Origin of the sequence: Burkholderia sp. AU39826, from assembly GCF_020419965.1 — a bacterium.
Classification (GTDB): Bacteria; Pseudomonadota; Gammaproteobacteria; order Burkholderiales; family Burkholderiaceae; genus Burkholderia; species Burkholderia semiarida.
This window is the reverse complement of record NZ_JAIZQG010000002.1, coordinates 694,113-708,495: the sequence shown is the minus strand read 5'-3', so window position 1 is coordinate 708,495 and position 14,383 is coordinate 694,113. Positions and strand designations below refer to the sequence as shown.

The following is a 14,383-nucleotide window of genomic DNA, read 5'->3' as shown; positions in this document are numbered from 1 at the left end:
TAACCTGTGGGAAAAGCTGCCTGTCAACAGCACGCCTTTCCTTCCCGCCATCAATGGCGGGGTTTCTCGGAGCAAATTCTGATGAACAACGCGGTACGCGGCAGCCTGCCGACGCTGGCCATCCTGATCGGCGCGTCGGTATGGGGCCTGATCTGGTATCCGCTGCGGATCCTCGCGTCGCTCGGCGTGACGGGCACGCTGGCGAGCGCGCTGACGAGCCTCGTCGCATTCCTGTTCGTGATCGTCGCGCGGCGCCGCACGATCGCGACGCTGCGCTGGCACTGGGTGCTGCCGGGCATCGCGGTGACGGCCGGCGTGACGAACCTCGGTTTCGTGTGGGGCACGATCCACGGCGAGGTGCTGCGCGTGATGCTGCTGTTCTACCTGACGCCGGCCTGGACCGCGATCTACGCGCACTTCCTGCTGCGCGAGCGGCTGACCTGGGCCGGCGCGGGGCTTGCGGCGCTGTCGATCGGCGGCGCGATGCTGATGCTGTGGTCGCCGGCGCTCGGCTTGCCGCTGCCGGCCAACCCGGCCGAATGGGCGGGCCTCGCGGCCGGCCTGAGCTTCGCGATGAGCAACGTGCTGGTGATCAAGGCGAGCCGCGAGCTGCCCGACATGCGCGCGGAAATGCGCACCGCGACGCTGTTCGGCGGCGCGGCCGTGTTCGGCGCGATCGCGTCGCTGTTCGAGGGGCTGCCGGCCGCGCCGGCAAGCGGCCAGCTTGGCGTGGCCGCATTGATCATCGCGGCGATCGGCGTGACGATGGCGTCGAACAACCTGCTCGTCCAGTACGGCCTTGCGCGTGTGCCGGCGAACCGTGCATCGATCATCATGCTGTTCGAGATCGTGATCACCGCGCTGTCCGCGTGGGTGTTCGCGAACGAGCTGCCGAGCGCGCGCGAGTGGGCGGGCGGCGCGTGCATCGTGCTGGCGACGCTGCTGTCGAGCCGGGTCCATCGTGCCGCGCCGGCACCGGACAAACCCGGCGACGGTCGGGACGGCGCACGCGCGATGGTATGATGGAAGCCGTTTGCGGGGCCCAACGCTGGATGCGCGCGGCCCCGTTTTTGAATTCCGGGGCGCGTGGCGCGCAGGGGCTCTCCGGCCCCGCGCCGTGCGGCCCCGTCCGTCTCACACCTTCTTCACATCCGATACCGCCGTGCGTCTGAGCTCGATCAAACTCGCTGGCTTCAAATCCTTCGTCGATCCCACGCATTTCCAGGTTCCGGGCCAGCTCGTCGGCGTGGTCGGCCCGAACGGATGCGGCAAGTCCAACATCATCGATGCCGTGCGCTGGGTGCTCGGCGAGTCGCGCGCGTCCGAGCTGCGCGGCGAATCGATGCAGGACGTGATCTTCAACGGTTCGACCGCCCGCAAGCCCGGCAGCCGGGCCAGCGTCGAACTGATCTTCGACAACTCCGACGGCCGCGCGGCCGGGCAGTGGGGCCAGTACGGCGAAATCGCCGTGAAGCGCGTGCTGACGCGCGACGGCACGTCGAGCTACTACATCAACAACCTGCCGGCGCGCCGCCGCGACATCCAGGACATCTTCCTCGGCACGGGCCTCGGGCCGCGCGCGTACGCGATCATCGGGCAGGGCATGATCGCGCGGATCATCGAGGCGAAGCCCGAAGAGCTGCGCGTGTTCCTCGAGGAAGCCGCCGGCGTGTCGAAGTACAAGGAACGCCGCCGCGAAACCGAGAACCGTCTGCACGACACGCGCGAGAACCTGACGCGCGTCGAGGACATCGTCCGCGAACTCGGCGCGAACCTCGAAAAGCTCGAGGCGCAGGCGGTGGTCGCGACCAAGTACAAGGAACTCGTCGCCGATGGCGAGGAGAAGCAGCGCCTCTTGTGGCTGCTGCGCAAGAACGAGGCGGCCGGCGAGCAGCAGAAGCAGCAGCGCGCGATCGAGCAGGCGCAGATCGACCTCGAGGCGCAGACGGCCAAGCTGCGCGAAGTCGAGGCGCAGCTCGAGACGCTGCGCGTCGCGCACTACTCGGCGAGCGACGCGATGCAGGGCGCGCAGGGCGCGCTCTACGAGGCGAACGCCGAGGTGAGCCGCCTCGAAGCGGAAATCAAGTTCATCGTCGAATCGCGCAATCGCGTGCAGGCGCAGATCGCCGCGCTGAACGCGCAGCGCGAGCAGTGGCGCGCGCAGGCCGAGAAGTCGCAGGACGAGCTCGAGGAAGCCGAAGAGGCGCGCGCGATGGCCGACGAGAAGGCCGCGCTCGCCGAAGACAACGCGGCCGCGAAGCACGATGCGCTGCCGGCGCTCGAAGCGAAGTGGCGCGACGCGCAGGCGCAGCTCAACGACGAGCGCGCGCGGATCGCGCAGACCGAGCAGTCGCTGAAGCTCGAAGCCGCGCACCAGCGCAACGCCGACCAGCAGCTCCAGCAGCTTCAGCAGCGCCACGAGCGCCTGAAGAGCGAAGCGGGCGGGCTCGACGCGCCGGACGAGACGCAGCTCGAAGAACTGCGCATGCAGTTGGCCGAGCAGGAAGAGATTCTCGCTGAAGCGCAGGCGCGCCTCGCGGACGCGCAGGAAACGGTGCCGCGTCTCGACGGCGAACGTCGTGCCGCGCAGGAGCGCGTGCAGGCCGAAGCCGCGCAGATCCACCAGCTCGAGGCGCGCCTCGCCGCGCTGAAGCAGCTGCAGGAGAACGTGCAGACCGAAGGCAAGGTGCAGCCGTGGCTGGACAAGCACGAGCTCGGCGCGCTGCCGCGGCTGTGGAAGAAGCTGCACGTCGAGGCCGGCTGGGAAGCGGCGCTCGAGGCCGTGCTGCGCGAGCGCCTCGCCGCGCTCGAAGTGTCGAATCTCGACTGGGTGAAGGCATTCGCGGCCGACGCGCCGCCCGCGAAGCTCGCGTTCTACGCGCCGCCCGCGGCTGGCGAGCCGCCCGCCGCGGCGGCCGGGCTGCGGCCGGTGCTGTCGCTCGTGCGCATCGACGACGCCGGTATCCGCGCGGTGCTGAACGACTGGCTCGGCAACGTGTACGTCGCCGACGACGTCGCGCAGGCGCTCGCCACGCGCACGCAGTTGCCGGCAGGCGGCGCGTTCGTCGTCAAGGCCGGCCACATCGTCACGCGCGTCGGCGTGCAGCTGTACGCGGCCGATTCGGAGCAGGCCGGGATGCTGGCCCGCCAGCAGGAAATCGAAAACCTGACGCGCCAGGTGCGCGCGCAGGCGCTGCTCGCCGACGAGGCGCGCACGGCGGCCGTGCGGGCGGAAGCCGCGCACACGCAGGCCACGCAGGCGCTCGGCGACGTGCGCGCGCAGGCCGAGCGCGCGACGCAGCGCGTGCATGCGCTGCAGATGGACGTGCTGAAGCTCGCGCAGGCGCACGAGCGTTATACGCAGCGCAGCACGCAAATCCGCGAGGAACTCGAGGAAATCGGCGCGCAGATCGAGGAGCAGCGTGCATTGCGCGCGGAGTCGGAAGCGAATTTCGAGCGCTTCGACGGCGAGCTCGCGGAACTGCAGGCGCGCTTCGAGGACAACCAGCTCGCGTTCGAGTCGCTCGACGAATCGCTGACGCAGGCGCGTCAGGAAGCGCGCGACCTCGAGCGCGGCGCGAACGACGCGCGCTTTGCCGCCCGCAACGCGGCGACCCGCATCGACGAACTCAAGCGCACGATCCAGGTCGCGCACGAGCAGAGCGAGCGCGTCGCCGCGTCGCTGGAAGACGCGCGCGCCGAACTCGAGACGATCAACGAGCAGACCGCGCACACGGGCCTGCAGGACGCGCTCGAGATTCGCGCGGTGAAGGAAGAAGCGCTGCAGGCCGCGCGCATCGAGCTCGACGACCTGACCGCGAAGCTGCGCGCGTCGGACGAGCAACGGCTCGTCGCCGAGCGTTCGCTGCAACCGCTGCGCGACCGCATCACCGAGCTGCAACTGAAGGAGCAGGCCGCGCGCCTGTCCGTCGAGCAGTTCGCCGAGCAACTCGCGGCCGCCGAGGTCGACGAGGCCGCGCTGGCCGCGAAGCTGACGCCGGATCTCAAGCCGTCTTACCTGCAGGGCGAAGTCACGCGCCTGAACAATGCGATCAACGCGCTCGGGCCGGTGAACATGGCCGCGCTCGACGAGCTGAAGGCCGCGAGCGAGCGCAAGGTGTTCCTCGACGCGCAATCGGCCGACCTGATCGACGCGATCACGACGCTCGAGGACGCGATCCACAAGATCGACCAGGAGACCCGCACGCTGCTGCAGGGCACCTTCGACGAGGTCAACCGTCATTTCAGCGATCTGTTCCCGCGCCTGTTCGGCGGCGGGCAGGCGAAGCTGATCATGACGGGCGACGAGATTCTCGATGCCGGCGTGCAGGTGATGGCGCAGCCGCCGGGCAAGAAGAACGCGACGATTCACCTGCTGTCGGGCGGCGAGAAGGCGCTGACCGCGACCGCGCTGGTGTTCGCGATGTTCCAGTTGAACCCGGCGCCATTCTGTCTGCTCGACGAGGTCGACGCGCCGCTGGACGACGCGAACACCGAGCGTTTCGCGAACCTCGTGCGCGCGATGTCCGACAAGACGCAGTTCCTGTTCATCTCGCACAACAAGATCGCGATGGAGATGGCGCAGCAGCTGATCGGCGTGACGATGCAGGAGCAGGGCGTGTCGCGGATCGTCGCGGTGGATATGGAAACCGCCGCGGGTTTTGCCCAGAATTGACGTTTGACGAAACCGGACCGCGTTCGCGCGGCGCATGGCGCCCGTTCGCGGTCCCGACGAAAAAGAATTGCTGATGGAGCGTGCATGGACGAGTTGACACTCGGTTTGATCGGCGCGGGCGCCGTCGTGGTGGGCGGCGTCGTGGTCTACAACGCATGGCAGGGCGCGAAAGTGCGGCGCAGGATGCCGCGCCCGATGCCGGAGGAAGCGGCCGAGGCGATGAACCGCCCCGAGCGCGACGAAGAGCCGCCGTTCATCGAGCCGGTGCGTCAGCCGGTGCGTCGCGAGCCCGCGGCGCCGGTCTCCGCGGGTACGGCGGCCACGGCCGAAGCCGCGCGCGTCGAGCCGACCTTTGGTGCAGCCGCGGGCGGCGCCGCGCCGGCCGATACGCCGGCCGACCTGCAGGCCGAGGCGACGGGCGTCGACACGTCGGCCCAACCGACCGAACCGGCCGCGGGCGAGGAAGCCGTGCCCGCCGCCACGCACGAGGCGGCGGCCGAGCCGACCGAACCGGTGTTGCCGGCCGCGACGACGATCTCGTCGGCGCCGCCCGCGATCGTCGATCGCCGGATCGACTGCATCGTGCCGATCCGTCTCACCGGGCCGCTGCCGGGCGACAAGATCCTGCCGATCGCGCAGCGGCTGCGCCGCGCGGGCAGCAAGCCCGTGCACATCGAAGGCAAGCCGGAAGGCGGCCAGTGGGAGCTGCTGCAGAACGGCGTGCGCTACGAAGAGCTGCGCGCGGCCGCGCAGCTCGCGAACCGCGGCGGCGCGCTGAACGAGCTCGAATTCTCCGAATTCGTGACGGGCGTCCAGCAGTTCGCCGACGCGATCGACGGCGCGCCGGAATTCCCGGACATGATGGAAACGGTCGCGATGGCGCGCGAGCTCGACGCGTTTGCCGCGCAGTGCGACGCGCAACTGTCGATCAACGTGATGTCGGACGGCGCGCCGTGGTCCGCGAACTACGTGCAGGCGGTCGCGTCGCAGGACGGGCTGCTGCTGTCGCGCGACGGCACGCGCTTCGTGAAGCTCGACGCGAAACAGAATCCGGTGTTCATGCTGCAGTTCGGCGATACGAACTTCCTGCGCGACGACCTGACGTACAAGGGCGGCAACATGATCACGCTGGTACTCGACGTGCCGGTGGCCGAAGAGGACATCCTGCCGTTCCGGCTGATGTGCGATTACGCGAAGTCGCTGTCCGAGCGGATCGGCGCGCGCGTCGTCGACGATTCGCGCCGGCCGCTGCCGGAGTCGACGCTGCTCGCGATCGAGCAGCAGTTGATGAAGCTGTACGCGAAGCTCGAGGAAGCCGGCATTCCGGCCGGTTCGCCGGTCACGCGCCGCCTCTTCAGCCAGTAACGCGATCGCGCGGACGGCGGCCCCTGGCGCCGTCGTTCGTCGCCGCGGCGCACACCGCTCGGTGTGCGCCGCAGCATGCCATCGGGCCCGCATTGCGCACCCCGCCGCGGCGTCAAACTGAGATAATCGGACATCCGATTTTTTCAGAACGAATCTGCCGCCAGCATGGCCCGAACCCAAGCCGAACCGCCAGCCAGCCAGCCCGACGCGCGCGCCGCGTGGCTGCGCGACCAACTCGAGCGGGCGAACTACGCCTATTACGTGCTCGATCAGCCGGATCTGCCCGACGCCGAATACGACCGGCTGTTCCGTGAGCTGCAGCAGCTCGAAACCGACCATCCCGAACTCGTGACGCCCGATTCGCCGACGCAGCGCGTCGGCGGCGAAGCGGCCGGCGGCTTCACGCCGGTCGTCCACGATGCGCCGATGCTGTCGCTGAACAACGGCTTCGCCGACGAGGACATCGTCGCGTTCGACAAGCGCGTCGCCGACGCGCTCGCCAAGACGACCGATCTCGCCGGCTCGGTGACGGACCCCGTCGAATACGCGTGCGAACTGAAGTTCGACGGCCTCGCGATTTCGCTGCGCTACGAGCAGGGCGTGTTCGTGCAGGCGGCGACGCGCGGCGACGGGACGACCGGCGAGGACGTGACCGAGAACGTGCGCACGATCCGCTCGATTCCGCTGAGGCTGAAGGGCAAGCACGTGCCGGCCGTGCTCGACGTGCGTGGCGAGGTGCTGATGTTCAAGCGCGATTTCGCGCGCCTGAACGAACGCCAGCGCGCGGCCGAGCAACGCGAATTCGCGAACCCGCGCAACGCGGCGGCCGGCAGCCTGCGCCAGCTCGACTCGAAGATCACCGCGCAGCGGCCGCTGTCGTTCTTCGCATACGGGATCGGCGTGCTCGACGGGATGCCGATGCCCGACACGCACAGCGCGCTGCTCGACTGGTACGAGTCGCTCGGCCTGCCGGTGAACCGCGAGCGCGCGGTCGTGCACGGCGCCGAAGGCCTGCTCGACTTCTTCCGCAAGGTGGGCGAGAAGCGCGAGTCGCTGCCGTACGACATCGACGGCGTTGTCTACAAGGTCAACCGGCGCGACGAGCAGGAGCGCCTGGGCTTTGTGTCGCGCGCGCCGCGCTTCGCGCTTGCACACAAGTTCCCTGCGCAGGAAGCGCTGACGAAGCTCGTCGCGATCGACGTGCAGGTCGGCCGCACCGGCGCGATCACGCCGGTCGCGCGTCTCGAGCCGGTGTTCGTCGGCGGCGCGACCGTGACCAACGCGACGCTGCACAACGAGGACGAAGTGCGCCGCAAGGACATCCGGATCGGCGACACCGTGATCGTGCGCCGCGCGGGCGACGTGATTCCGGAAGTGGTTGGCGCGCTGCTCGACCGGCGCCCGGCGGATGCGGCCGAATTCGTGATGCCGACCGAATGCCCGGTGTGCGGCTCGAAGATCGAGCGCCTGCCGGACGAGGCGATCGCGCGCTGTACGGGCGGGCTGTTCTGCCCGGCGCAGCGCAAGCAGGCGCTGTGGCATTTCGCGCAGCGCCGCGCGCTCGACATCGACGGCCTCGGCGAGAAGATCATCGATCAGCTCGTCGAGCTGAATCTGGTGCGCACGCCGGCCGACCTGTTCAATCTCGGCTTCGCGACGTTGGCCGAACTCGACCGGTTCGCCGAGAAATCCGCGCAGAATCTGCTCGATTCGCTCGAGAAGGCGAAGCATACGACGCTCGCGCGCTTCATCTACGGGCTCGGCATCCGCCATGTCGGCGAATCGACCGCGAAGGATCTCGCGAAGCATTTCGGCTCGCTGACGCCGATCATGGACGCGTCGATCGAGGAACTGCTCGAAGTCAACGACGTCGGGCCGATCGTCGCCGAGTCGATCCACCAGTTCTTCGCGGAAGAGCACAACCGGACCGTGATCGAGCAGTTGCGCGCGCCCGGCAAGGTCACGTGGCCCGAAGGCCCGCCCGCGCCGAAGGCGCCGCAGGGCGTGCTGGCCGGCAAGACGGTCGTGCTGACGGGCACGCTGCCGACTCTCACGCGCGATGCGGCGAAGGAGATGCTCGAAGCGGCGGGCGCCAAGGTGGCCGGTTCGGTGTCGAAGAAGACGGATTACGTGGTCGCGGGCGCCGAAGCCGGCAGCAAGCTCGCGAAGGCCGAGGAACTCGGCATCCCCGTGCTGGACGAAGACGGTCTGCACCAACTCCTGGAGGGCAATACGCCATGATTCGCGAGATCCTGAAGATGGGCGATCCGCGCCTGCTCGAAATCGCCCAACCGGTCGAGCGGTTCGATACCCCCGAGCTGCACGAGATCGTCGCGGACATGTTCGAGACGATGCATCACGCGAACGGCGCCGGGCTGGCCGCGCCGCAGATCGGCATCGGGCTGCAGATCATCATCTTCGGCTTCGGCAACAACAACCGCTATCCGGACGCGCCGCCGGTGCCCGAGACCGTGCTGATCAACCCGAAGATCGAGTATCTGCCGCCGGACATGGAAGAGGGCTGGGAAGGCTGCCTGTCGGTGCCGGGCATGCGCGGCGTCGTCAGCCGCTACGCGAAGGTGCGCTACAGCGGTTACGACCAGTTCGGCCAGAAGATCGATCGCGTCGCCGAAGGATTCCACGCGCGCGTGGTCCAGCACGAATACGATCACCTCATCGGCAAGCTGTATCCGATGCGGATTACCGACTTCACGCGCTTCGGCTTCACCGAGGTGCTGTTCCCGGGGCTCGATCCGGCCGACGACGACTGATCGTCCGCGCTTTGCGCGGAAAAGAAAAAGCCCGCGCAAGCGGGCTTCGTCATGGCACGTCGCGCGTGCCCGAGGTCAGAACGTCTCGTCGGCCGACAGGTAGCGCCATTGGCCCTGCGGCAGCGCGCCGAGCATCACGCGGCCCATCCGCACGCGCTTCAGGCCGATCACGTCGAGGCCGACCAGTTCGCACATGCGGCGGATCTGGCGCTTCTTGCCTTCGCGCAGCACGAAGCGCAACTGTTCGCCGTTCTGCCAGCTCACCATCGCCGGCTTCAGCGGAACGCCATCGAGCTCGAGGCCGTGGCGCAGCTTCGCGAGCGATTCCGCCGGGAAGTGCTGGTCGATGTCGATCAGTCGCTCGCCGAAGCGCACGCGCACCAGGTATTCCTTGTCGATGTCCGACTGTTCGCCGATCAGCTGCTTCGCGATCACGCCGTTCTGCGTCAGCACGAGCAGGCCGGTGGAGTCGATGTCGAGACGGCCGGCCGGCGCAAGCGCATGCAGATGCTGCGGCGAGAAGCGCAGCGGCGAATGATCGCCGCTCCAGCGGTTCGCGCGCGTGATCAGCACGGACGCCGGCTCGTAGCCGTCTTCCGCCTGGCCCGACACGTAGCCGACCGGCTTGTGCAGCAGGATCGTCACCTGCGCGGCCTGCGCGGCGCTCGCCCGCTCGTCGATCTCGATCTTCTGATCGGCGCGCACCTTGGTGCCGAGCGTGTCGATGCGTTCGCCGTCGACGAGCACCCAGCCCTTTTCGATCCATTCGTCGGCTTCGCGGCGCGAGCACATGCCGAGCTCGGACATCCGCTTCGACAGGCGCATCAGGCCCGTTTCGTCGCCGTAGTCGACATCGGCCGCCGCCGCGCGCTTGACGGGTTGCGCGGTCTTCACCGCGCCGAACGAACGGCGCTCGCCGTCGCGCGCGGGGCGGGCCGGGCGATCGCCGAAGCTGCGCTTCGCGCCTTCGCCGGCCGGCTTGTCGCGGTAGGACGGGCGTTTGCCGTCGTCGGTGCCTGCCGTGCGGCGCGGGCGTGCGTCGTCATCACGACGGGGCGGGCGATCGGACGACGGGCGGCGGTCGCCATAGCTGCGCTTCGCGCCTTCGCCGGCGACCTTGTCGCGGTAGGACGGGCGTTTGCTGTCGTCACCGCCCGCTGCACGGCGCGGACGCGTATCGTCGTCGCTGCGGCGCGGCGGGCGATTCGATGACGTATTGCGGTCGCCATAGCTGCGTTTCGCACCTTCGCCGGCGGCCTTGTCGCGATAGGACGGGCGCTTGCTGTCGTCACTGCCTGCTGCGCGACGCGGACGGGCGTCGTCATCACGGCGGGGAGGGCGGTCGGAAGACGTGCGACGCTCGCCGAAGCCGCGCTTCGCGCCTTCGCCGGCCGCGTTGTCGCGATAGGACGGACGCTTGCCTTCGTCGGCACCGGCACGGCGCGGCCGCGCATCGTCATCGTTGCGGCGCGGCGGGCGATCCGACGACATGCGACGATCGCCGAAACCGCGCTTCGCGCCTTCGCCGGCCGCGTTGTCACGATAGGACGGACGCTTGCCTTCGTCGGCACCGGCACGGCGCGGCCGCGCATCGTCATCGTTGCGGCGCGGCGGGCGATCCGACGACGTGCGACGATCGCCGAAGCCGCGCTTCGCACCTTCGCCGGCCGCATTGTCGCGATACGGCGCGCGCGTGCCGCGCTCGGCGCCGCCGTCACGCGGCGCGCGCTTGGCCGGTGCGCGATCCGCGCCGGGGCGTTCGGCGCCGGCGGCGCCGCGCGGATTGAACGAGCGCTCGCCGGTGGCGGCCGCCGCGGGCGCCTTCTTCGGGCGGGCCGGCTTGTCCGCCGCGGGCGGCGCGGCGGGGCGTACCGCCTTGCGGGCGACGAGGCTGCCGGAGCGGACGGGGGCGCGAGTCGGCGACGCCGGCTTCGGATTCTTGACGGTTAATTTGGTGCGCATAAACGCTGGGATTCATTCAGACTGCGATCGCACGCAGCAATTCGGTTTCGAGCTGGATCTGCAGGCGGTTGTCGGACAGGCCGGCACCCGCGAGCAGGAAGATGTCTTCGACGCGCTCGCCGAGCGTATTGATCCGCGCCGCATGGACGCCGATCCGATGTTCGGCGAGTACGCGCGCGATCGAATAGAGAAGGCCCGGCCGGTCGTTGGCCGACACGGACAGGATGTAGTACTGACCGCGCTCGTCGGCCCGCAGGTCGACGCGCGGCGTGATCGGAAACGTCCGCGACAGCCGCGACAGGCGGCCCTTCGACGGCTCCGGCAGCGATGCGGTTTCGGCCAGCCGCGTCGCGAGCTGCTGCTCGACGAGATTCGCGATGTCGCGGTAGCGCACGTCGCGTTCGGTCTGCGTGACGATGAAGTTGTCGAGCGCATAGCCGTGCCGTGTCGTGCTGACGCGCGCGTCGAGCACCGACAGCCCGTTGCGGTCGAAATACGCGCAGATGCCCGCGAACAGGTCGGGGCGGTCCTTCACGTACACGAGCACCTGCAGCGCGTCGCCTATCGGCGACGGCCGCGCGCGGACGATCGCGGTTTCGGCGTTCACGTGCCGGTACAGCACGCGCGTCTGCCACGCGATGTCGGCCGCGTCGTGACGCAGGAAGAAGCCGACGTCGAGCTGATCCCACAATGCGCGGTGCGCGTCGTCGGGCACGGTTTCCAGGCGCAGCAGCGCCAGCGCCTGCTCCTGCCGCGACTTCAGCTCCGAATGCGCGTCGGGGTTCGCGCCGCCGAGCACCGCGAGCGTGATGCGGTACAGATCCTCGAGCAGCTTGCCCTTCCACGTGTTCCATACCTTCGGGCTCGTGCCGCGGATATCGGCGACGGTCAGCAGGTAGAGCGCGGTGAGGTAGCGTTCGTTGCCGACGACTTCGGCGAAGCGCTTGATGACTTCGGGATCGCTCGTGTCCTGCTTCTGCGCGACCTGGCTCATCGTCAGGTGATGCTGGACGAGCCACACGATCAGCGCCGCGTCGTCGCCGTCGATCCCGTGCTCGCGGCAGAAGCGCCGCGCGTCGGCCATCCCGAGCGTCGAGTGATCGCCGCCGCGGCCCTTCGCGATGTCGTGGAACAGCGCCGCGACGTACAGCACCCACGGGCGCTCGAAGTTGCCGATCAGCTGGCTGCAGAACGGGTATTCGTGCGCATGCTCGGCCACCGCGAAGCGGCGGATGTTGCGCAGCACCATCAGGATGTGCTGGTCGACCGTGTACACGTGGTACAGGTCGTGCTGCATCTGGCCGACGATGCGGCGGAAATTCAGCAGGTAGCGGCCGAGCACGCTCGTCTGGTTCATCAGCCGGAACGCATGCGTGATGCCTTCGGGCTGCTGCAGGATCCGCATGAACGTGCGGCGGTTCTGCGGATCGCGGCGCCACGCGTTGTTCATGATTTCGCGCGAGTTGTACAGCGCCCGCAGCGTGCGGGCGGACAGGCCTTTCACGCCGCGCGTCGTCTCGTACAGCAGGAACGCTTCGAGGATCGCGTCGGGATGGCGCTCGAACACGCCGTCGTCGACGATCTCGAGCATGCCCTGTTTCTCGACGAAGCGATCGGCCGACAGCACGCGCGTGATGCCGCTCGTCGCGGGGAAGAGCTGCGCCTCGATGTTCTGGATCAGGATCGTCGCGAGCTGCGTGACGGCCTTCGCGGCCCAGTAGTAGCGGCGCATCAGTTGCTCGCTCGCGCGCTTGGCCTGCGTCGGCTGGTAGCCGAAGCTCTCGGCGGCCTGCGTCTGCAGGTCGAACACGAGCATGTCCTGGCGGCGCCCGGCGATCACGTGCAGCCGCGCGCGCAGCGTCTTCAGGAAGCCTTCGTTGCGACGCAGCTCGCGTGCTTCGCGGTCGGTGATGAGCCCGCGCGTGTCGAGTTCGCGCCAGCTGCTGCCGAAGCCGGCCGCGCGCGCGATCCACAGGATCGTCTGCAGGTCGCGCAGCCCGCCCGGGCTTTCCTTCACGTTCGGCTCGAGGCTGTACGGCGTGTCCTGGAACTTCGCATGGCGCTGGCGCATCTCGAGCACCTTCGCGGTGAAGAACGCGCGGGCGTCGAGCGCTTCGTGGTAGCGCACGGTGAAGCGCTCGAACAGCGCGGTGCTGCCGACGATGCGGCGCGCTTCGAGCAGCGAGGTCTGCACCGTGACGTCCTGCGACGCCTCCTCGATGCACTGCGCGACCGTGCGCACGCTGCTACCGATCTCGAGGCCGAGATCCCACGCCATCCCGATGAAGCGCTCGATGCGCGCGTCGAGCGCCGCGTCGTGCGCATCGGGCAGCAGCACGAGGATGTCGACGTCGGAATAGGGCGCGAGCTCGCCGCGTCCGTAGCCGCCGACGGCGACGAGCGCGAGCGTCGCGGGCAGCTCGCATTCGTCCCACACGCGCTTCAACGCGTCGTCGGTGAGTTTCGACAGCGCGTGCATCAGCGACGCGACGTTCGCCGCGCGGCGAAAACGCTCGAGCATTTCCGTCTTGGCGGCCTTGAATTCGGCGCGCCGCGACAGCGCTTCGGGCGAGGGGGCAGCGTGAGCGCTCATGGGCAGCCGTTCAGGTGCGAAAGTGGGGCGGGCTGGCGTGACGTCGCTCAGACGGCGGCGGCCGGTTGCGCGAACACGGGGCGCGCCGGCGTGCCGGCCGACACGGTCAGCACTTCGTAGCCGGTTTCGGTGACGAGCACCGTGTGCTCCCACTGCGCGGACAGGCTGCGGTCGCGCGTCTTGACCGTCCACTGGTCGGGCATCGTGCGGATGTCGCGCTTGCCGGCGTTGATCATCGGCTCGATCGTGAAGATCATGCCGGCCTTCAGCTCGACGCCGGTGCCCGGGCGGCCGTAGTGGACGACCTGCGGATCCTCGTGGAACACCGTGCCGATGCCGTGGCCGCAGTATTCGCGCACGACGCTGTAGCCTTGCGCTTCCGCGTGCTTCTGGATCGCGTAGCCGATGTCGCCGAGGTGCGCGCCGGGCTTGACCTGGTCGATGCCGAGCCACATGCATTCGTAGGTGGTCTGCACGAGGCGCTTCGCGAGGATCGACCCCTCGCCGACGATGAACATCCGGCTGGTGTCGCCGAAATAGCCGTTCTTGATCACGGTGATGTCGATGTTCAGCGCATCGCCGTTCTTGAGCACCTTCTCGCCGGGAATGCCGTGGCAGATCACGTCGTTGACCGAAATGCAGGTGGCCTTCGGGTACGGCGGATAGCCGGGCGGCTGGTAGTTCAGCGGCGCGGGGATCGTGCCTTGCTCGTTGAGCATGTACTCGTGGCAGAGGCGGTCGAGTTCGGCGGTCGTGACGCCCGCGACGACGTGCGGCGTGATGAAGTCGAGCACTTCGCTCGCGAGACGGCAGGCGACGCGCATCTGGGCGATATCGTGTTCGTTTTTGAGCGTAATAGCCATCGAGGTATGCCTGCAATGCGGTGAATTGACGGATTATCGCACCTTATGGCGGGCCTCGCAGCCCCTGCGGGCCGCGCGGATGCGGGTTTTCGCGGATTGTCCGGCCCGCTGCCGCACGGCACGCGAAAGTGCCGCGCGACTTGAGAGCGGACAA

At 68.7% G+C, this 14,383-nt stretch carries 8 protein-coding genes; 5 read left to right on the top strand and 3 right to left on the bottom strand.

Translation table 11 applies throughout. The annotated features are described in order from the left end of the window. Window positions 1-81: 81 nt before the first annotated feature. From LGM42_RS08105 to def, 5 genes are all read left to right on the top strand, one after another. Entirely contained in the window at window positions 82-1,023 is a 942-nt protein-coding gene (locus LGM42_RS08105; RefSeq protein WP_060316806.1) for a DMT family transporter, read from the top strand. A 139-nt stretch (window positions 1,024-1,162) separates the two neighbouring features. Next, on the top strand, window positions 1,163-4,675 hold the full coding sequence (gene smc / locus LGM42_RS08100) for a chromosome segregation protein SMC (RefSeq protein WP_059645383.1): 3,513 nt from the start codon (window positions 1,163-1,165) through the stop codon (window positions 4,673-4,675). Window positions 4,676-4,759: 84 nt separating this feature from the next. Continuing rightward, the gene (locus tag LGM42_RS08095; RefSeq protein WP_059573693.1) at window positions 4,760-6,040 is read left to right on the top strand and encodes a cell division protein ZipA C-terminal FtsZ-binding domain-containing protein; all 1,281 of its coding nucleotides are present in this window, start codon (window positions 4,760-4,762) and stop codon (window positions 6,038-6,040) included. Between the two features lie 165 nt (window positions 6,041-6,205). Continuing rightward, window positions 6,206-8,281 carry an NAD-dependent DNA ligase LigA gene (gene ligA, locus LGM42_RS08090; protein ID WP_226231964.1) on the top strand — a complete coding sequence of 692 codons (2,076 nt, stop codon included), beginning with the start codon at window positions 6,206-6,208 and terminating at the stop codon, window positions 8,279-8,281. Next, a complete protein-coding gene (gene def, locus LGM42_RS08085) occupies window positions 8,278-8,811 on the top strand; it encodes a peptide deformylase (RefSeq protein ID WP_059573695.1) in 534 nt (177 codons plus the stop codon). The genes ligA and def overlap by 4 nt, the downstream gene beginning before the upstream one ends. 75 nt (window positions 8,812-8,886) lie before the next feature. Here the strand turns inward: def and LGM42_RS08080 are convergent, their stop codons facing one another. The 3 genes from LGM42_RS08080 to map are packed head-to-tail and all read right to left on the bottom strand — an operon-like array spanning window position 8,887 to window position 14,229. Next, complete coding sequence (locus tag LGM42_RS08080; protein ID WP_226231963.1) at window positions 8,887-10,773, bottom strand: pseudouridine synthase; 1,887 nt, start codon at window positions 10,771-10,773, stop codon at window positions 8,887-8,889. Window positions 10,774-10,789: 16 nt separating this feature from the next. Next, window positions 10,790-13,366, bottom strand: coding sequence for a [protein-PII] uridylyltransferase (locus tag LGM42_RS08075; protein ID WP_226231962.1), 2,577 nt, complete (start codon window positions 13,364-13,366; stop codon window positions 10,790-10,792). A 47-nt stretch (window positions 13,367-13,413) separates the two neighbouring features. Further along, the gene (map, locus tag LGM42_RS08070) at window positions 13,414-14,229 is read right to left on the bottom strand and encodes a type I methionyl aminopeptidase (protein ID WP_059573697.1); all 816 of its coding nucleotides are present in this window, start codon (window positions 14,227-14,229) and stop codon (window positions 13,414-13,416) included. Window positions 14,230-14,383: the final 154 nt, after the last annotated feature.